Source organism: Cellulomonas sp. NPDC058312, from assembly GCF_042880135.1.
Lineage (GTDB): Bacteria > Actinomycetota > Actinomycetes > Actinomycetales > Cellulomonadaceae > Cellulomonas.
In genome coordinates this window covers 236,173-254,330 of the sequence record NZ_JBHVZE010000006.1, presented here as the reverse complement: position 1 = coordinate 254,330, position 18,158 = coordinate 236,173, and the positions used below count along the sequence as shown (strand labels likewise).

Below are 18,158 nucleotides of genomic sequence, written 5' to 3'. Positions count from 1 at the left end.
TCCGCGACCGGAGGCTTCTTCTTCCAATCTACCAGAGTTCCTGGCTCGCTTTGCCGCCGTTTCCCGCGACTCGCTCGCCTCAAACCCTACCAGAGTTTTCAGACCGTCTTTCCGGGCTGTTCTTTCCCGTTCCGACCTCCGAAACCCTACCAGGCTTTCCGGGCCGCTTTGTCGGCGAGCATTCCCGCCGGCGAACCTTCCTGCCTGGTCCAGCACGAGCGGAGGCGCGCCGAGGCGGCGACCGATCCTGCTGGGGTGTGCTGCTCGCGGGACCAGCCACCGGGTTCGATCCGCGGTGTCCGTTCCTCCCTCTCGGGCAACTCGGAGGACACTACGCGTCCACCTGCCCGTCGTCAAACCGGCCTCGCGGGGTCACGCGGGGCCGGTCTGCGCGGCTCACGGCAGAGTCGTCAGCGCGGCCGTCGCCACCCGGAACCCGGTGCCGGTCTCGGCGACCACGCACGACATGCCGTCGGTCCCGCTGGTGCACGTGTAGGGACCGAGCTCCTGCGAGCGGCCGTAGTCGAGCACCGGGGTGTCGGCCGAGGCGACGGTCGGGGGCGCCCCCTCCACGCACGGGGTGGTGACGCCGTCCGACTCGTTGAGCACGATCACGTGCCCGGTCGTGCCGGTGCACCCCTCGGCTGCGGGGACGTCGAACTGCTTGTTCGCGATCGTGCAGGTGACGCCGTCGGCCGACATCGTGCACGCGATGTTCCCGCTCGGCGACGCGAAGGAGCGCGCATCCCCCGCCGCGGTCGCGTCGTCGCCCGGCGTCGACCCCCCACCGGGGGTGCTCGACCCGGACGCGACCGGCGCGGGACCGGCACCGGCGCCGTCGGCGGTCCGGTCGTCGTCGCCGCCGCCGAGCACCACGATCGCGGCGACGACGAGCGCGAGCACGAGGACGACGTCCACGGCCAGGAAGATCTTCACGCCACGGCTGAGGCCGGCGAACGCTGCCATCTGGTTCCTCCGGGTGTGCGGACCGGGCGGGGCGGCGGTGCCCCGGGTCCCGGTCGCGGGTCGACGGGTCGGACCGGTCAGTCGAAGACGGGGCCCTTGGTCCGGGTGCGCTTCAGCTCGTAGAACCCGGGGACGCCGGTGACGAGCACGAAGCCGTCCCACAGTCGGCCGGCGTCCTCGCCCTTCGGCGCCGGCGTCATCACGGGGCCGAAGAACGCGGAGCCGTTGACGGCGACGACCGGGGTCCCGACCTCGTCGCCGACCAGGGCGATCGCCTCGGCGTGCGACGCGCGCAGCTGCTCGTCGAACTCGTCGGTGTCCCCGTACGCCCGCAGCGACTGCGGCAGCCCGACCTCGTCGAGCGACTCACGGATGATCGCCCACGTGTCCGTGCGGCCGCCCGGGTGCCGGCGGCTGCCCAGCGCGTCGTACAGCGGCTTGAGGTGCTCCGCGCCGTACAGCTCCTTCGTGGCGGTGAGCACGCGGACCGCCGCCCACGAGTCGTCCATCAGCGCGCGGTACTCCTCGGGGAGATCCCGGCCCTCGTTGAGCACGGACAGGCTCATCACGTGCCAGCGGACCTCGACGTCCCGGACCCGCTGCACCTCGTCCATCCAGCGCGACGTCATCCACGCCCACGGGCAGGCGGGGTCGAACCAGAAGTCGGCGGTGTCGCGGGACGTGGGCGGCTGCGTGTCGGTCACGTCAGGTGGCTCCTCACGGGGCGGTCGGTGCGGTGGCGGACGGGCGGCTGCGACCGCCGGGACCGACCGCCGCGCCCGCCATCATGCCCCGGCACCCCCGCCCGTTGTCACCCCGAACGGCCACCGACCCGCCACCAACCAGCCCCGGAGCGGCCCCGGAGCGCCCCGACCGGGTGCGGAACCGACGCCGGTTGGTGGAATGATGCGGCGACCGGCCGCTGAACCGACCTCACGAGGAGACACCCGCGTGCCTGCTGAGAACCTCACCCGCGAGGAGGCCCGCACCCGGGCCGCCCTGGTGGACGTGCAGTCGTACGACGTCGCGCTCGACCTGACGACGGGTCCCACGACCTTCGCGTCGACCACGACGGTCCGCTTCACGAGCCGCGAGGCGGGGGCGAGCACGTTCCTCGACCTGATCGCCCCGGTCGTGCACCGCGTCACCCTGAACGGCGCCGACCTCGACCCGGCGGCGGTGTTCGCGGACTCCCGCATCGCCCTGGACGGGCTCGCCGAGGACAACGAGGTGGTCGTCGTCGCCGACGCCGCCTACATGAACACCGGCGAGGGCCTGCACCGGTTCGTCGACCCGGTCGACGACGAGGTCTACCTGTACTCGCAGTTCGAGGTCGCCGACTCCCGGCGCGTGTTCGCGGTCTTCGAGCAGCCCGACCTGAAGTCGACGTTCCGCTTCACCGTCACGGCCCCGGCGCACTGGGTGGTCGTGTCCAACTCCCCCGCCGTCGGCGACCCGGTCGCGGTCGACGGCGGCAGCAACCGCAACGGCGGCGCCGACGAGGGCAGCGCCACGTGGACGTTCGAGCCCACGCCCCGGATCTCGTCGTACATCACGGCCGTCGTCGCCGGGCCGTACCACCACGAGCACGGCGAGCTGACCAGCAGCGACGGCCGGACGATCCCGCTCGGGGTGTACTGCCGCGGCTCGCTCGCGCAGCACCTCGACACCGAGAACATCCTCGACATCACCCGTGCCGGGTTCGCGTTCTACGAGGAGCAGTTCGACTTCGCGTACCCGTTCGCGAAGTACGACCAGCTGTTCGTGCCGGAGTTCAACGCCGGCGCGATGGAGAACGCCGGCGCGGTGACGTTCCTCGAGTCGTACGTGTTCCGGTCCAAGGTGCCGGAGGCCACGGTCGAGCGCCGTGCGGTGACGATCCTGCACGAGCTCGCGCACATGTGGTTCGGCGACCTGGTGACGATGCGCTGGTGGGACGACCTGTGGCTGAACGAGTCGTTCGCCGAGTACGCGTCCACGCTGGCGACGGCCGAGGCGACCCGGTGGACCTCCGCCTGGACGACGTTCTCCTCGCTCGAGAAGGGCTGGGCGTACCGCCAGGACCAGCTCCCGTCGACGCACCCGATCGCGGCGGACATCCGGGACCTCGAGGACGTCGAGGTCAACTTCGACGGCATCACCTACGCCAAGGGCGCGAGCGTGCTCAAGCAGCTCGTCGCGTGGGTCGGCCAGGAGCAGTTCTTCGCCGGCGTCCGGGCGTACTTCGCGAAGCACGCGTGGGGCAACACGGAGCTGCGCGACCTGCTGACCGAGCTCGAGGCCACCAGCGGCCGCGACCTGTCCGCGTGGTCCGGCCTGTGGCTGGAGCAGTCGGGCGTCACGCTGCTGCGCCCGGAGATCACCTCCGAGGTCGGCGCCGACGGCGTCGAGCGGATCACGGCGCTCGCCGTCCGGCAGGAGGTCCCCGAGACCCACCCGGTGCAGCGCCCGCACCGCCTGGTCGTCGGCGGCTACGACGTCGTCGCCGACGAGTCCGGCGAGACCCGCCTCGAGCGGACCCTGCGCGTCGAGCTCGACGTCGACGGCGAGCGCACCGAGGTCCCCGAGCTGGTGGGGCGTGCGCGCCCCGACCTGCTGCTGCTGAACGACGAGGACCTCGCGTACGCGAAGGTCCGGCTCGACGAGCGCTCGCTCGCGACGGCGGTCGCGCACCTCGGCCACTTCACCGAGTCGCTGCCCCGCACCCTGGTGTGGGCGGCGGTCTGGGACGCCACCCGCGACGGCGAGACCCCGGCGCGCGACTTCGTCGACCTGCTGCTCGGCAACATCGCGCACGAGACCGACTCGTCGGTGGTCCTGGTGCTGCTGCGCCAGCTGCACACCGCGCTCGACCTGTACGTGGCCGCCGAGCACCGGTCGGCCACGGAGGTCGCCGCCGCCGACACGCTCTGGACGCTGGCCACCGACGCCCCCGCCGGGAGCGACACCCAGCTGCAGCTGGTCAAGGCGTTCGCGGCCCGGGCGAGCACGCCGGAGCAGCTGGACGCGGTCGCCGCCCTCGTGGACGGCGGCACCCGGCTCGAGGGCCTGTCGATCGACACCGACCTGCGCTGGGAGCTGCTGACCTCGCTGGTCACCGGCGACCGGGCCGGCGCCGCGGAGATCGACGCGCAGCTCGAGGCGGACCCGACCGCGACCGGCCAGCGGGCCGCCGCTGCCGCCCGCGCCGCGATCCCGACGCCGGAGGCCAAGGCCGCCGCGTGGGCCGCGGTCGTCGAGTCGGACGCGCTGCCGAACGCCCTGCAGGCGGCGACGATCACCGGGTTCGGCCGGGTGCACGACCGCGCGCTGCTGCGGCCGTGGGTCGCGCCGTACTTCGAGGTGCTCGACCGCGTGTGGGCCGAGAAGACCAGCGAGATGGCGCAGAACCTCATCGTCGGCCTGTACCCGACGGAGCTCGCCGACGACGCCGAGGCCGACGTGGCCGGGGCGACCGACGCCTGGCTCGCCGCGCACCCCGACGCCGCGCCCGCACTGCGCCGCCTGGTCGTCGAAGCGCGCGACGGCGTCCGCCGGACCCTGGCCGCGCAGGCCGCGGACCGGCAATACCACGAGGACTGAGCCGCCCGGCTCGCCCGGCGGATCCTCGCCGAGACAGGGCCTCCGCGCCGAGACAGCGCCCCCCACGGGCCTGTCTCGGCGCGGACGGCCTAAGTCGGCGACCCGGCGGACGACGCGGGGCGCACCGGGGGCAGCGCCGCCAGCCAGCGGCGGGCCTCGCGCGGGTGCCGCAGCCGGACCACCGGGATCTCGCCCGAGGCGGCCTCCCGGCGGTACTGCTCGCGGTAGGCGTCGTGCTGGGTCCACGCCCAGAGCACGATGTTGTCCTCCGGGTCGCGGCGGGCCAGCGAGCGCAGGTCCTCCCGGTTGCCGTGCCAGAGCTCGCGCCGCAGCAGACCGCGCGTGAGCGTCCGGCGGACCACCCGGGGCATGACGACCCACCGCGGGTAGTCGAGCCACACCAGCACGTCGACGTCCTCGGCGAGCCCGGCGCGCATCTGCGTCCAGTTGCCGTCGACCACCCAGCCGCCCGGTGACCCGTCGAGGAACTCCCGCAGGATCGCGCGGGCGACCTCGCCGTCCTTCTTCACCCAGCCCGAGTCCCAGAACACCTCGTCGAGCTCGCGGTGCGGCAGCCCGAGGCGGTGCGCGAGCGCCCGCGCGAACGTGGTCTTCCCGGCGCCGCTGTTGCCGACGACGCGCACGCGCCGCGGCGGCCAGGTGGGTGCGTCGGCCACTCAGCGCTCCGCGAGGACCGCGGCGAGCGACCGGAACCGCGTGTTCCGGAACAGGTCGTCGAGGAGCACGAGCCGACCGCCGCCGTCCGCCAGCGGGACCCGCCAGTTCGGGTACTCCTGGTCGGTGCCGGGCTGGTTCTGCGCGCGCCGCTCCCCCACCGCGTCGGCCAGCGACACCCCGACGAGCACGCTCGGGGTGCGCAGCACGTACCGGTGCAGGGCCTCGACGACCTCCCGCTCGGAGGGGTCGTCGCCCAGCATCCCGAGGTCGCGCAGGGCGGCGAGCATCGCGGCCCGCTCCGCGCGCGCGGCGCGGCGCACCTCGGCGACCGGCTCCGTCAGCAGGCCCAGCCGCTCCCGGAGCGCGACGTGCTCCTCGGCGAGGTACCCGGCCGTCGGGGGCAGGTCGTGCGTGGTGACCGAGGCCAGCGCGAGCCGGCGGTAGCCCTCGGGCGGCAGGGGGCGGCCGTCGGCGTCCTTCTCGAACCAGAGGATCGACGTGCCGAGCACGCCGCGCTCGGACAGGTAGTCCCGCACCCACGGCTCGACGTTGCCGAGGTCCTCGCCGATGACGACGGCCCCCGCGCGGTGCGCCTCGAGCGCGAGGATGCCGATCATCGCCTCGTGGTCGTACCGGACGTAGGTGGCGTCGGCCGGGGAGCTCCCCGTCGGGATCCACCACAGCCGGAACAGGCCGATGATGTGGTCGATCCGCACGGCGCCGGCGTGCCGCAGGACGGTGCGCAGCAGGTCCCGGTACGGGCGGTACGCGACCCGCTCGAGCTCGGCCGGGTGCCACGGGGGCTGCGACCAGTCCTGCCCCTGCTGGTTGTACATGTCCGGCGGTGCGCCCACGGAGGCCCCCCGGGCCAGCACGCCGCCGAGCGCCCACGCGTCGGCACCCGAGGGGTGCACCCCGACGGCGAGGTCGTGCATCACGCCCAGCGCCATCCCCGCCTCGTGGGCGGTGCGCTGGGCGGTCGCGAGCTGCTCGTCGGCCAGCCACTGCAGCCAGCAGAAGAACTGCACCCGGTCGGCGAGCTCGGTCCGGGCGCGCAGGGCGCCGGGCGCCGCGGGGTCGCGCAGGTCCGCGGACCACGGCGGGGGGCCGTCGCGCTCGACCAGCGCGCACCACAGCGCGAAGTCCTCGAGCCCGCGACCCTCCCGGCGGCGGAAGTCGTCGAACGCCGACTGGCGGGCCGCGCTGCGGGGTGCGGCGAACACGACCTCCAGCGCCGCCTTCTTCGCGGCCCACACCACGTCGCGGTCGATCGGGCCGTCGTCGGTGTCGAGCGCGACCGCCTGCTCCGCGGACCACTCGACCAGCGCGCGGTCGGCGGACGTCAGGTAGCCGGTCTCGTGCACGTCCTCGACGCGCAGGTACAGCGGGTTCACGAACCGGCGCGTCGTCGGCAGGTACGGCGAGGGGGTCAGCGGCGGGACCGGCTCGGCGGCGTGCAGCGGGTTGACCAGCACGAACTGCGCACCCGCCTCGTGGCCGGTCAGCCAGGCGAGGTCGGCGAGGTCGCGCAGGTCGCCCGCGCCCCAGGACGCCCGCGAGCGCACCGAGTACAGCTGGACCATGAGCCCCCACGCGCTGCGGTCCTCGAGGGCCGCGGGCAGCTCGAGGCGGTCGGGGGTCACGGCCAGCGGGCTCGCCGCCTCGCCGGACGGGCCGGCGGTCCGCAGGAGGTGCCAGCCGAGCGGCAGGCCCGCGGGGACGACGAACGTGGCCCGGCCGACCTGGCGCCCGTCGACGGTCCGGGGCTCGACGTAGACGTCGGCCTGCTCCAGCTCGACCCGCTGCGGCGACGAGCCCGCCGCCCGGCGGCCCCGGCCCTCCGCCGCGTCGACCTCGACCCACGCGCGGACCGCGTCCCCGTGCGTGACGTGCACGGGGACCTGGACCTCCTGGGACTGCCGTGCCACGACGACGGGCGGCAGCACCCGGCGCCAGGGGGCGTCCTGCGCGTGCCGCAGCGCGACCTCGACCCGCTCGGGGGACGAGGCGTCGACGCCGAGGGCGGCGAGCACCGCGACGAGCGTCCCGGCGGCGACCTGCTGGGTCCCGCCGGCGAAGGCCTCGAACTCGGGGGCGACCCCGTGCGCCCGCGCGAGGCGCACCAGGGACTCGGACGGCGGTGTGAGGTCGGCCACGGTCGCGATCCTGCCAGAGCGCGCGGGACCTCGCCGGGCAGCGCGCCGGGGCGTCGCGGGCGGGAGGTCGGCGGGGCGGCGGGCGCGTGCCGGTGCGGGCGTCGGTGCTGGCGAGAGCCGGGGTGGACTGGGGTGGACCGGGCCTGGGGACGACGGCCGGACGGTGCCCGGCGCGCCGTAGGGTGGCGCGCATGACCGACCCCGCCACGCCCCTCGACCCCGCGACCGCGTACCCCGCCGCGCCCCGCCTCGACCTCGTCGAGGACCTGCACGGCCGGACCGTGGCGGACCCGTACCGCTGGCTCGAGGACGCCGCCGACCCCGCCACCGAGGCCTGGTCGACCGCGCAGGACGACCTCTACGCGCGCTACCGGTCCGGCGTCGTCGCGGGTGCAGCCGCGGACGGCCCGCTCGCCACGGGCCCGCTGATCGCGCGCCTGTCCGCGCTGCTCGGCGCGGGGTTCGTCGGCACGCCCGCGTGGCGCGGCGACCGACGGTTCTTCGCCCGGCGCACCGGCGAGCAGGAGCACGCGGTCGTCGTCGTCGCCGAGCCCGACCCGGACGTCCCGGGGGCGGAGCGCGAGCGCGTGCTGGTCGACCCGGTCGCGCTGGACCCGGCGGGCACGACGACGCTCGACGCGTGGCAGCCGAGCAAGGAGGGCGACCTGCTCGCCTACCAGGTGTCCCACGGCGGCACCGAGGAGAGCGTGCTGCACGTCCTCGACGTGGCGACGGGAGCGCTGGTCGACGGCCCGGTCGACCGCGCGCGCTACTCCCCCGTGGCCTGGGAGCCGGGCGGCGGCGCGTACTTCTACGTGCGCCGGCTCGCCCCGGAGCTGCTGCCCGCCGACGAGCAGCAGTACCACCGGCGGGTGTGGCGCCACGTCGTGGGCACCGACCCGGCCCAGGACCTCGAGGTGTTCGGCGACGGCCTCGACCTGACGAACTACTACGGCGTCTCGGTGTCGCGCGACGGGCGCTGGCTGCTGGTGTCCGCCTCGGCCGGCACGGCGCCGCGGACCGACGTGTGGATCGCGGACCTGGCCGCCGCGGAGCCCGGCACCGTGCCCGTGTTCCGCGAGGTGGCGGTCGGCTACGACGCGGAGGTGGGGGCCTGGGTGGGGCGCGACGGCCGCCTCTACGTGCACACCACGCTCGACGCCGACCGCGGCCGGCTCGCCGTGGCGGACCCGGCGGACCCGGGCGTCCCGCACTGGCGCACGCTGCTCGCCGAGGACCCGGAGGCCGTGCTGGAGGACGTCGCGGTCGTCGACGGCGGCGGAGACGACACCGCGCCCCTCCAGCTGCTCGCGTCCTGGCGCCAGCACGCCGTCAGCGAGGTCACCGTGCACGACCCCGCCACGGGCGCACGGCTCGCCGGGGACGCGGGCACCGTCGCGCTGCCGGGCCTGGGCTCCACGGGCGGGCTCGCGACCCGGCCCGACGGCGGCCCGGACGTGTGGTTCACGTACACCGACCACACGACCGTCACCGAGGTGCACCGGTACGACGCCCGCACCGGGCGCACCAGCCTGTGGGCGGCGCCCCCCGGGGTGGTCGCGGACGTGCCCGACGTCCGCGTCCAGCACGTGGTCGCGACCAGCACCGACGGGACGCCCGTGCGCGCGTTCGTCGTGGCCCGCGCCGACGCGCTCGACGCCGACGGCCGCCCCCTGCGCGCGGCGCCGACGATCCTCTACGGGTACGGCGGCTTCCAGATCTCCCTCGACCCGGCGTACTCGGCGGCCACGCTCGCGTGGGTCGAGGCCGGCGGGGTGTACGTCGTGGCGAACCTGCGCGGCGGCGGCGAGGAGGGCGAGGCCTGGCACCGCGCCGGACGCCGCGAGCACAAGCAGCACGTGTTCGACGACTTCCACGCGGTCGCGGACCACCTGGTCGCGCACGGCTGGACCACCCCGGACCAGCTCGCCTGCTGGGGCGGCTCGAACGGCGGGCTGCTCGTGGGCGCCGCGCTGACCCAGCGCCCGGGCACGTTCGCGGCGGTGGTCTGCTCGGCGCCGCTGCTCGACATGGTCCGTTACCAGCGGTTCGGGCTGGGCACCACGTGGACCGACGAGTACGGGGACGCCGACGACCCCCGCGAGCTCGACTGGCTGCTGTCGTACTCGCCGTACCACCGGGTCGTCGACGCCACCGCGTACCCCGCGACGCTGTTCACGATCTTCGACGGCGACACCCGGGTCGACCCGCTGCACGCGCGCAAGCTCGCGGCCGCGGTGCAGGCCGCGACCTCGGCCACCCCGGCCGAGGCGCCGGTGCTGGTGCGGCGCGAGAAGGGCGTCGGGCACGGCGGCCGGGCGCTGTCCCGGACGATCGCGCTGACCGTCGAGCAGCTGCAGTTCGTCGCGGACCGGACCGGGCTCGCGACCGGGCTCGCGACCGGGTCCGCGGTGGCGTCTCCGCAGGCGTGACGACGCCGTGCAGGCGGCGTGCGGGTCGCGTCGGGGACGCCCACGGCGGCGACGCGACCCGCACGCCGTTGGCTAGCGTGTCCGGGTGATCCTCTCGACCCTGCGCTCCGTGCTGCCCGCCGCCGACGCCGACCCCGGGGCCGTCGTCACCGACGGCGCCAGCGCGCTCATGACCTGGTTGCTCGGCCCCGGCCTCCGCATCGGCCTCATCATCGTGATCGGTGCGGTCTCGCTGCTCGTCGTCCGGCGGCTCATCAAGGCCGTCACCGAGCACATCGCCGACGGCACGTCGCTGCTCCAGCGCGGGATCGGCAAGCCCCTGGCCGGCACCGAGGTCGCCGCGGCGCTGCGCAAGGTCAGCCCCGTCGCGAACGTCCGGCGCACGCAGCGCGCCCGCACCATCGGGTCCGTGCTGCGGTCGACCGCGGGGATCGTGATCGGCTCGATCGTCGTGCTGCTGGTGCTGGACCAGGTCGGCGTGAACATCGCGCCGTTCATCGCGTCGGCGGGGATCGTCGGCGTCGCGTTCGGGTTCGGCGCGCAGAGCCTGGTCAAGGACTTCCTGTCCGGGCTGTTCATGCTGCTCGAGGACCAGTACGGCGTGGGCGACGTCGTGGACGTCGGCGCCGCCCAGGGCACCGTCGAGTCGGTCGGCCTGCGGGTGACGAAGATCCGCGACGCCGACGGCACGCTCTGGTACGTCCCGAACGGCACGATGCTGCGCGTCGGCAACAAGACCCAGGGCTGGGCGAACGCGGTCGTCGAGGTCAAGGTCGACTACTTCGCGGACCTCCAGCAGGTGCACGACCTCCTCGTCGAGGCGGCGGCCCGCGTGGCCGCCGACCCCGAGGTCGGGTCCGCGGTCGAGGGCGTCGCGACCGTCACGTCCGCGGAGGACCTCACGTTCGACGCGGTGACGCTCAAGGTCACCCAGCGCACCGCGCCGTCGCGGCAGTGGGCCGTCGCGCGGGCGCTGCGCGCCGCCGTCCGCGACGCGCTCGAGGCCGCGGACGTCCCGCTCGCCGGCCAGCGGGACGCCCTCGTCGCGCACCGCGAGCGCCGGGCCGCGACCGAGGGCACCCCGGACGCGGGCTGACGGCCGGAGGCCGGGGCGGATCCCCCGGAGACGACAGAGTGGAAGGTCCTGCCCGACACGCTCGGCGTGTGGGGCAGGACCTTCCACTCGGTGGGCCGGGGCCGGGGCCGTGGACCCGTGGGGTCAGCGGAGGCCGTCGAGCTCCGCGGCCAGGCTGTCGGCCTCGGGGCCGACGATGACCTGCACGATGCGGCCGGACCGCACGACGCCGAACGCGCCGGTCGCCTTGAGGCCCGCGTCGTCGACCCGCTGGGGGTCGGTGACCTCGACCCGCAGCCGGGTGATGCACGGCTCCAGGTCGACGACGTTGCCGCCGCCGCCCAGCGCCGCCAGGATCTGCTCTGCCTTGCTCATGGAACCCCCGTGGTGCCGTCTTGTGCCGGATCTGCCCCCGCGGCCGCAGGGAGCGGCCTTCTGCACCCCAGCCTAGTCGGCGTCCGCGACCGGGGCGCCCGGCGGGGCACCGCGGCCCCGGTGGGGCACCGGGGCCGCGGTGGGAGACTGGCCGGCATGACTGTCCCGCAGCCGCAGCACCGCGACACCGTGCCGTCCCGCACCGCCCTGCCGCTCTCCGCCGCGACCGCGGCGGCCGCCGCGACCCCCGCCGACCCCGCGACCCCCGCCGCGACCCCGGCCCCGGCGTCCGGCGCCGACGAGGCCCGCCGCCGCGAGTCGTTCTACGAGGCGGTCGGCGGCCACGAGGCGTTCGTCCGCCTGGTCGACGTGTTCTACGAGGGCGTCGCCACGGATCCGGTGCTCAAGCCGATGTACCCGGAGGAGGACCTGGGTCCGGCGCGCCGCCGGCTGACGATGTTCCTCGAGCAGTACTGGGGCGGTCCGACGACGTACTCCGAGGAGCGCGGCCACCCGCGGCTGCGGATGCGGCACATGCCGTTCGTCGTGGACCCCGACGCCCGGGACCGCTGGCTGGCGCACATGCGGACCGCCGTCGACGCGCTGGCGCTGCCGCCGCTGCACGAGGCCACGCTGTGGGACTACCTGGAGCGGGCGGCGCACTCGCTGGTGAACGCCGCGGGTCCGCGCTGACGGGTCCCGTGAGACGCTGGCCCGCGTGACCGACGCTGCCACCCCGGGCGCTCCGACCGCCCCCGCCTCCCCAACGCCCGACCCGATCGCGGCGCTGCTCGCCGTCCTGGACGTCGCCCCCGGCGCCGGACCGGACGCGTTCACCGCGCACAACCTGCCGAAGCCCGGGGGGCGGGTGTTCGGCGGGCAGGTCGTCGCCCAGGCGCTCGTGGCCGCGGGTCGCACCGTCCCCGGCGGACGGCTGCCGCACTCGCTGCACGGGTACTTCCTGCGGGCGGGCGACGTCGCGACGCCCGTCGAGCTCGGCGTGGAGCGGCTGCGGGACGGCCGGTCGTTCTCGGCCCGGCGGGTGCACGCGGCGCAGGACGGGGAGGCGATCCTGTCGATGATCGCCTCGTTCCAGGAGGACCAGGAGGGGGTGGACCTCACCGAGCCGGCGCCCGAGGTCCCGGAGCCCGAGGACGTCGAGTCCGCGATGGACCGCATGGGGCACCTCGACCACCCGGTGGCGCGGTTCTGGACGCACGAGAGCGCGTTCGACGTGCGGCACGTGGGCGGGTCGATCTACCTCGGACCGGCGCCCGCGCCCGAGGGCCGGCAGCGCGTGTGGATGCGGGCGAAGGGCGCCCTGCCCGACGACCAGCTGCTGCACCGCGCGGTGCTCGCGTTCGCGTGCGACCAGATCATGCTGGAGCCGGTGCTGCGCCGCGCGGGGCTGTCGTGGCTGACGCCGGGCCTGTCGGTCGCGAGCCTCGACCACGCGATGTGGTGGCACCGGGACGTGCGCGTCGACGACTGGCTGCTGTTCGACCAGACCAGCCCGTCTGCGCAGGGTGGGCGCGGGCTGGGCGCCACCCGCGTGTTCGACCGGGCCGGCACGCTGGTCGCGTCGATCGCGCAGGAGGGCATGGTCCGCATCCCGGCCTGACCGGACCCGCGGCGCGCCCGCCCGGCGCGGGCTTCCGCTGGCGGAACGTCCGGCGCCGGGGCACGGTGTGCCGGTGGTGAGACTGCGACGCGTCCGGATCGACTCCCCCGGGTGGACCCGGCGCCGTGCCGGGAGCGGGTTCACGTACCTGGACCACGACCGGGTGCGGATCACGGACGTGGTGCACCTGGACCGGATCGGCGCGCTCGCGATCCCGCCGGCCTGGCACGACGTGTGGATCAGCCCGTGGCCGAACGGGCACATCCAGGCGGCCGGGCTCGACGACGCGGCCCGGCGCCAGTACCTGTACCACGAGCAGTGGCGGCGTCGGCGCGACCGGCTCAAGCACGACCACGTGCTCGAGGTCGCCCGCCGGCTGCCCGCCGCGCGCCGCTCGGTGCGCCGGGACCTCGCGCTCGACGGGTTCCCGCGCGCGAAGGCGCTGGCGCTGGCGTTCCGGCTGCTCGACCTCGCGTACTTCCGGGCGGGCGGCGAGGGGTACGCCCAGCGGAACGGCTCCTACGGCCTGGCGACCCTGCGGCGCGAGCACGTCCAGGTGCTCGAGGACGACGGCACGGGCGCCGCGGTGCGGTTCCACTACCCCGCGAAGTCGGGGCAGGTCCGGGACGTGGTCGTGGCGGACGCGCAGGTCGCCGAGCTGGTGGGCACGCTGGTGCGCCGGCGCGGGGGCGGGCCGGAGCTCCTGGCGTGGCGGGACGACGACGGCTGGCACGACATCACCAGCGCCGAGGTGGGCGCCGACGTGAAGGCCCGCCTCGGCGACGACGCGTCCCCGAAGGACTTCCGGACGTGGCACGCCACCGTGCTCGCCGCGCGCGGGCTTGCGGCCGAGGGCGCCCCACCGGCGTCGGACCGGGCGCGCCGGCGGGTCGTCGCCCAGGTGGTCAAGGACGTCTCCGAGGAGCTCGGCAACACCCCCGCGGTGTGCCGGGCGTCCTACATCGACCCGCGGGTGGTCGACCTGTGGGCGCAGGGCACGACGATCCGCCCCACCCGGTCGCAGGCGGTCGCGGAGAAGGAGACGCTGGCGCTGCTCGGCTGACGTCGGGCGGTCAGTCGCGCACGACCGCGAGCGCGAACCCGTCCCAGCCCTTCGACCCGACGGTCTGCAGGGCGGTGGCGTCGAGCCGCGGGTGGTGCCCGAGGTCGTAGAGCACGGCCCGGGACCCGATGACGGCGGGGTCCCGGGCGCCGGGGTCGGCGACGGCGCCCCCGCGCACCACGTTGTCCACCACGATCACCGTGCCGGGGTGGGCGAGCTCGACGGCGAGCTCGAGGTACAGCGGGTTGCCGGGCTTGTCGGCGTCGATGAACACGAGGTCGAACGGCGGTTCGCCGTCGTCGACCAGCCGCTGCGCCGAGTCCGCCGCCGGCCCCTCGATCAGGCGCACGCGGTCGGCGAGCCCCGCGCGGGCGAAGTTCTCGCGCGCGACGGCCGCGTGCGTCGGGTCGAGCTCCAGGGTCGTGACCTGCCCGTCGGCGCCGACCGCGTCCGCGAACCAGAGCGTGCTGTACCCGGCGAGCGTGCCGAACTCGAGCACCCGGCGGGCGCCCGCGACGCGGCACAGCAGCGCGAGCAGCCGGCCCTGGTTGGGCGCGACCTCGATGGCCGGCAGGCCCGCCGCCCGGCCCGCGTCGCGCGCGGCCGCCAGGTGCGGGTGCTCCGTGACCACCTCGCGCACCAGGTAGTCGTCGACCGCTGCCCACTGCGCCTCGCTCATGGCCCCGATCATGCCCCGCCGGTGCGGGTGCGGGCACCCCGTCCCGGATGCGGGCGGGCGGGCCGCGCCGCAGACTGCGGACGTGCCCGCCGATCCCGCCATCACCCAGCCGACCGACGACGCGCCGCTGGGCGCCGACCTGCTGCCGGAGCCCGTCGCCCGGACCCTCCCGCACGTCCCCGGCGTCGGCGCGGACGGCCGCCCCCGGCCCGACGCCCCGCTCGTCGCGGTCACCGGGGTCACCGGCTACGTCGGCGGCCGCCTGGTGCCGGAGCTGCTGGCCGCCGGGTACCGGGTCCGCGCCATCGCGCGTCGACCGGAGCGGCTGCGCGGCCGGCCCTGGTACGACGCGGTGGAGGTCGCCCAGGCGGACGCCGCCGACCCCGCGGAGATCCGCGCGGCGCTCGACGGCGTCGACATCGCGTACTACCTGATCCACTCCCTGGGCACCGGCCGGCGGTTCGAGCAGCGCGACCGGTCGACGGCGCTGACCTTCGGCCGGGCGGCGCGCGAGGCCGGGGTCGGGCGGATCGTCTACCTGGGCGGGCTGTCGCCGGACGTCGAGGACCTGTCCCCGCACCTGGCGTCCCGCAAGGAGGTCGGCGAGATCCTGCTGGCGTCCGGCGTGCCGACCACGGTGCTGCGCGCGGCGGTCATCCTCGGGTCGGGGTCGGCGTCGTTCGAGATGATGCGGTACCTCACCGAGCGGCTGCCCGCGATGACCGTGCCGCGCTGGGTGGAGAACCGGATCCAGCCGATCGCCGTGCGCGACGTGCTGCGCTACCTCGTCGGGTCCGCCGCGATGCCCCCGGAGGTGAGCCGGGAGTTCGACATCGGCGGGCCGGAGGTCCTCACCTACCGCGAGATGATGCAGGGCTACGCCAAGGCCGCCGGGCTGCCCCGCCGCCTGATCGTGCCGGTGCCGGTGCTGACCCCGAAGCTGTCGAGCCTGTGGGTCGGCCTGGTCACGCCCGTGCCGTCCGGCCTGGCGCGGCCGCTGGTCGAGTCTCTGGTGCACGAGGTGGTCTGCGAGGAGCACGACATCGCCGAGCACGTCCCGGACCCGCCCGAGGGCCTGATCGGGTTCGACCGCGCGATGCGGCTCGCGCTGGCCCGGATCCGCGAGGCCGACGTCACGACGCGCTGGTCGTCGGCCGGCGTGCCCGGGGTGCCGAGCGAGCCCCTGCCGTCGGACCCCGACTGGGCGGGCGGGTCGCTGTACGTGGACGAGCGGCGGATCACCGTGGACGCCTCCCCCGCGTCGCTGTGGCGCGTGCTCGAGGCCGTCGGCGGCGAGCGCGGCTGGTACTCCTGGTCGCTCGCCTGGCGGATCCGCGGGCTGGCCGACCGCGTCGTCGGCGGTCCGGGTCTGCGTCGCGGCCGCCGCGACCCCGACCGGCTGGTCGTGGACGACGCGGTGGACTTCTGGCGGGTCGAGGAGGTCGACCCCGGCCGGCTGCTGCGGCTGCGCGCCGAGATGCGCGTGCCCGGGCTGGCGTGGCTGGAGCTGCGCGTCGAGCCCGACGGCGAGCAGCCCGAGGCCGCCGGCGGCGGTCCCGGCCGGGCCGCGCCGGTCGACCCGGACCGGTGGGCGACCCCGCCGACGACGTTCGCGCAGCGCGCGGTGTTCCACCCGCACGGCCTGCTGGGACAGCTCTACTGGTGGTCGGTCTACCCGTTCCACGGGATCGTGTTCGGCGGGATGCAGCGGAACATCGCGCGGGCGGCGCAGACGGCGGAGCGGGCGCGGCGGGACCGCGCGCGGGGCTGATCCCACCGGCCCGACGACGCCGCGACCACCCGCCGGCGCGCCCACCTGGCACGATGCCGGTGGCGGCGTCCCGGTCCCACCCAACGTTCTGCCGCCCCGACGACTTGTAGGGGTATGACACGAGCACGGCGGGACGACCCGCCACCCGACTTCGCGGCCTGGTACGCGGCGGAGCTGCCGCGGACCTGCCGGGCGCTGACCCTGGCGGTCGGCGACCCGGGCCTGGCCGAGGAGGCCGCGGCCGAGGCGTTCGCCCGGGCCCTGAACGCCTGGGACGCGGTGAGCCGCATGGAGCGACCCGCGGCGTGGGTGCACACCGTCGCGCTGAACGAGGTGCGCCGGACGTGGCGGCGCGCCCGCCTGGAGCGCCGCTACGTGCAGCGCCTGCGCGAGGAGCGCGAGGAGGCCCCCGCGCTTCCGGACGACGCGCTCTGGCACGCCGTCGCGGCGCTGCCACCCCGGACGCGCACCGCGGTCGCGCTGCGGTACATCGCCGACCTCACCGAGCCGCAGGTCGCCGAGGCGATGAACATCTCGCGCGGCACCGTCGCCTCGACCCTGTCCACCGCCCGCCAGCGGCTCGCCGCCGCGCTCGGCCCCACCCGTGAGGAGCTCGCCCGATGAGCACCGACCCGCTGTCCCGCCTCGCCGACCTCGACCAGCCCACCGCCGCCCCCGACCTCGACGGGGTCACGCGCCGCGCGCGGGCGATCCGGCTCGCCCGACGGCGCACCCGCCTCGCGGGTGGCACGCTCGCGCTCGCTGCCGTGCTGACCGTCGGCGGCGTCGTCGCCCCGCAGCTCGGCGGCGGCACCCCGGGCGTGCCGAACCCGCCGGGTGTCGCGCTCGCCCTGGGTGTCGCTCCCGCGCGCGCAGCGGACGCGGCCACCGGCTGCGGCACCGGGTCCGCCGAGTGGGTGGACGCGGACGCGTGGGCAGCGGACCCCCGCATCACCCGGGCGGCCGTCGTCCTCGACGACGCCCCGTGGCCGCTGGTGAGCGTCGGCGTGCACGAGGCGACCATGAACTGCCCCGACGCGGTACCGGCCGCCGTGCTGCTCGACCTGGACCCGGTGCGCGCGATCACCGTCTACGCCGACGTCGCCGACCCGTTCCCCACGGGGACCGAGGACGTGACGGACGCCCGAGTCCGGGGGGTCGACGGGCGGCTGCGGGACTTCGGCGGCGGGCTGCTGCTCAGCTGGGTCGACGACGCCGGGCTCCGGTGGGTCGTCAACGGCAGCGGCCTGTCCGCGACCGAGCTGGTCGGGGTGGTGGACGGGCTCGACCTCGACGGTGCGCGGGTCGACGCCGCCTCCGTGCCCGACGCGTACGAGTGGGTCCCCGTGCCGGACGCGCCCGCGGACCCGGTCACCCGCACCTGGTGGGTCACCTACGGCGACACCGTCGCGGTCGAGGGTCCCGACGGCACGGCCGTCCAGGCACCCGGTGGCGGCGTGCAGGTCGAGGCACGGGTGGCGACGGCGCCCGCCGAGGTCGCGGCGAGCTACTGGGCGGCCGAGACGGCGTTCGTGGACGTGCGGGGCAGCCGCGCCGTGTTCAGCCCCTGGGGCGACCCGGACGTCGACGTGGGCGGCTGGCTCACGTGGGACGACGACGGGATCCGGTACACGGTCTCCGGCGCGCTCCCGGTCGACGAGCTCGCCGCGCTCGCCCGCACCGTGGTCCCCGCGGACGTGACCGACCCCCGGTTCGCGGGGCTGCCGGTGCTGCCCGACGCGGGATGACGGGCGCGGCAC

At 75.9% G+C, this 18,158-nt stretch carries 15 protein-coding genes; 9 read left to right on the top strand and 6 right to left on the bottom strand.

Annotated features, from left to right (window positions below; translation table 11 throughout):
- Positions 1 to 396: 396 nt before the first annotated feature.
- Complete coding sequence (locus ACFVXN_RS17630; RefSeq protein WP_389235500.1) at positions 397 to 966, bottom strand: DUF6636 domain-containing protein; 570 nt, start codon at positions 964 to 966, stop codon at positions 397 to 399.
- Positions 967 to 1,043: 77 nt separating this feature from the next.
- Complete coding sequence (locus tag ACFVXN_RS17625) at positions 1,044 to 1,670, bottom strand: DsbA family protein (protein ID WP_389235497.1); 627 nt, start codon at positions 1,668 to 1,670, stop codon at positions 1,044 to 1,046.
- Between the two features lie 247 nt (positions 1,671 to 1,917).
- On the opposite strand from ACFVXN_RS17625, the gene pepN reads away from it, so the two are divergent.
- Complete coding sequence (pepN, locus tag ACFVXN_RS17620; RefSeq protein WP_389235494.1) at positions 1,918 to 4,548, top strand: aminopeptidase N; 2,631 nt, start codon at positions 1,918 to 1,920, stop codon at positions 4,546 to 4,548.
- Positions 4,549 to 4,637: 89 nt separating this feature from the next.
- Here the strand turns inward: pepN and ACFVXN_RS17615 are convergent, their stop codons facing one another.
- Together ACFVXN_RS17615 and malQ are read right to left on the bottom strand one after the other, a co-directional pair.
- Positions 4,638 to 5,225, bottom strand: a complete 588-nt coding sequence (locus ACFVXN_RS17615; protein WP_389235491.1) for a toxin — start codon at positions 5,223 to 5,225, stop codon at positions 4,638 to 4,640.
- Positions 5,226 to 7,382, bottom strand: coding sequence for a 4-alpha-glucanotransferase (gene malQ, locus ACFVXN_RS17610; RefSeq protein ID WP_389235488.1), 2,157 nt, complete (start codon positions 7,380 to 7,382; stop codon positions 5,226 to 5,228).
- 191 nt (positions 7,383 to 7,573) lie between these two features.
- Between malQ and ACFVXN_RS17605 the strand changes: the two genes are divergently transcribed.
- Together ACFVXN_RS17605 and ACFVXN_RS17600 are read left to right on the top strand one after the other, a co-directional pair.
- Positions 7,574 to 9,814, top strand: coding sequence for a prolyl oligopeptidase family protein (locus tag ACFVXN_RS17605; protein ID WP_389235485.1), 2,241 nt, complete (start codon positions 7,574 to 7,576; stop codon positions 9,812 to 9,814).
- Between the two features lie 85 nt (positions 9,815 to 9,899).
- A complete protein-coding gene (locus ACFVXN_RS17600; protein ID WP_389235482.1) occupies positions 9,900 to 10,910 on the top strand; it encodes a mechanosensitive ion channel family protein in 1,011 nt (336 codons plus the stop codon).
- A gap of 123 nt (positions 10,911 to 11,033) precedes the next feature.
- On the opposite strand, the gene ACFVXN_RS17595 is transcribed toward ACFVXN_RS17600, so the two are convergent.
- Positions 11,034 to 11,264 carry a glucose PTS transporter subunit EIIB gene (locus tag ACFVXN_RS17595; protein WP_389235479.1) on the bottom strand — a complete coding sequence of 77 codons (231 nt, stop codon included), beginning with the start codon at positions 11,262 to 11,264 and terminating at the stop codon, positions 11,034 to 11,036.
- A 360-nt stretch (positions 11,265 to 11,624) separates the two neighbouring features.
- Between ACFVXN_RS17595 and ACFVXN_RS17590 the strand changes: the two genes are divergently transcribed.
- From ACFVXN_RS17590 to ACFVXN_RS17580, 3 genes are all read left to right on the top strand, one after another.
- Positions 11,625 to 11,957: a globin gene (locus ACFVXN_RS17590; RefSeq protein ID WP_389235542.1), complete on the top strand. Its 333-nt coding sequence runs from the start codon at positions 11,625 to 11,627 to the stop codon at positions 11,955 to 11,957.
- Positions 11,958 to 11,982: 25 nt separating this feature from the next.
- The gene (locus tag ACFVXN_RS17585; RefSeq protein ID WP_389235476.1) at positions 11,983 to 12,885 is read left to right on the top strand and encodes an acyl-CoA thioesterase; all 903 of its coding nucleotides are present in this window, start codon (positions 11,983 to 11,985) and stop codon (positions 12,883 to 12,885) included.
- 73 nt (positions 12,886 to 12,958) lie between these two features.
- A complete protein-coding gene (locus tag ACFVXN_RS17580; protein ID WP_389235473.1) occupies positions 12,959 to 13,948 on the top strand; it encodes a DNA topoisomerase IB in 990 nt (329 codons plus the stop codon).
- 10 nt (positions 13,949 to 13,958) lie between these two features.
- Here ACFVXN_RS17580 and ACFVXN_RS17575 read toward each other — a convergent pair whose 3' ends face one another.
- Positions 13,959 to 14,627 carry an O-methyltransferase gene (locus ACFVXN_RS17575; RefSeq protein WP_389235470.1) on the bottom strand — a complete coding sequence of 223 codons (669 nt, stop codon included), beginning with the start codon at positions 14,625 to 14,627 and terminating at the stop codon, positions 13,959 to 13,961.
- A gap of 10 nt (positions 14,628 to 14,637) precedes the next feature.
- On the opposite strand from ACFVXN_RS17575, the gene ACFVXN_RS17570 reads away from it, so the two are divergent.
- The 3 genes from ACFVXN_RS17570 (at position 14,638) to ACFVXN_RS17560 (ending at position 18,146) form a co-directional block, all read left to right on the top strand.
- Positions 14,638 to 16,398: an SDR family oxidoreductase gene (locus tag ACFVXN_RS17570; RefSeq protein ID WP_389235539.1), complete on the top strand. Its 1,761-nt coding sequence runs from the start codon at positions 14,638 to 14,640 to the stop codon at positions 16,396 to 16,398.
- A 114-nt stretch (positions 16,399 to 16,512) separates the two neighbouring features.
- Entirely contained in the window at positions 16,513 to 17,022 is a 510-nt protein-coding gene (locus tag ACFVXN_RS17565) for a sigma-70 family RNA polymerase sigma factor (RefSeq protein ID WP_389235467.1), read from the top strand.
- Positions 17,019 to 18,146: a hypothetical protein gene (locus tag ACFVXN_RS17560; protein WP_389235464.1), complete on the top strand. Its 1,128-nt coding sequence runs from the start codon at positions 17,019 to 17,021 to the stop codon at positions 18,144 to 18,146. The genes ACFVXN_RS17565 and ACFVXN_RS17560 overlap by 4 nt, the downstream gene beginning before the upstream one ends.
- Positions 18,147 to 18,158: the final 12 nt, after the last annotated feature.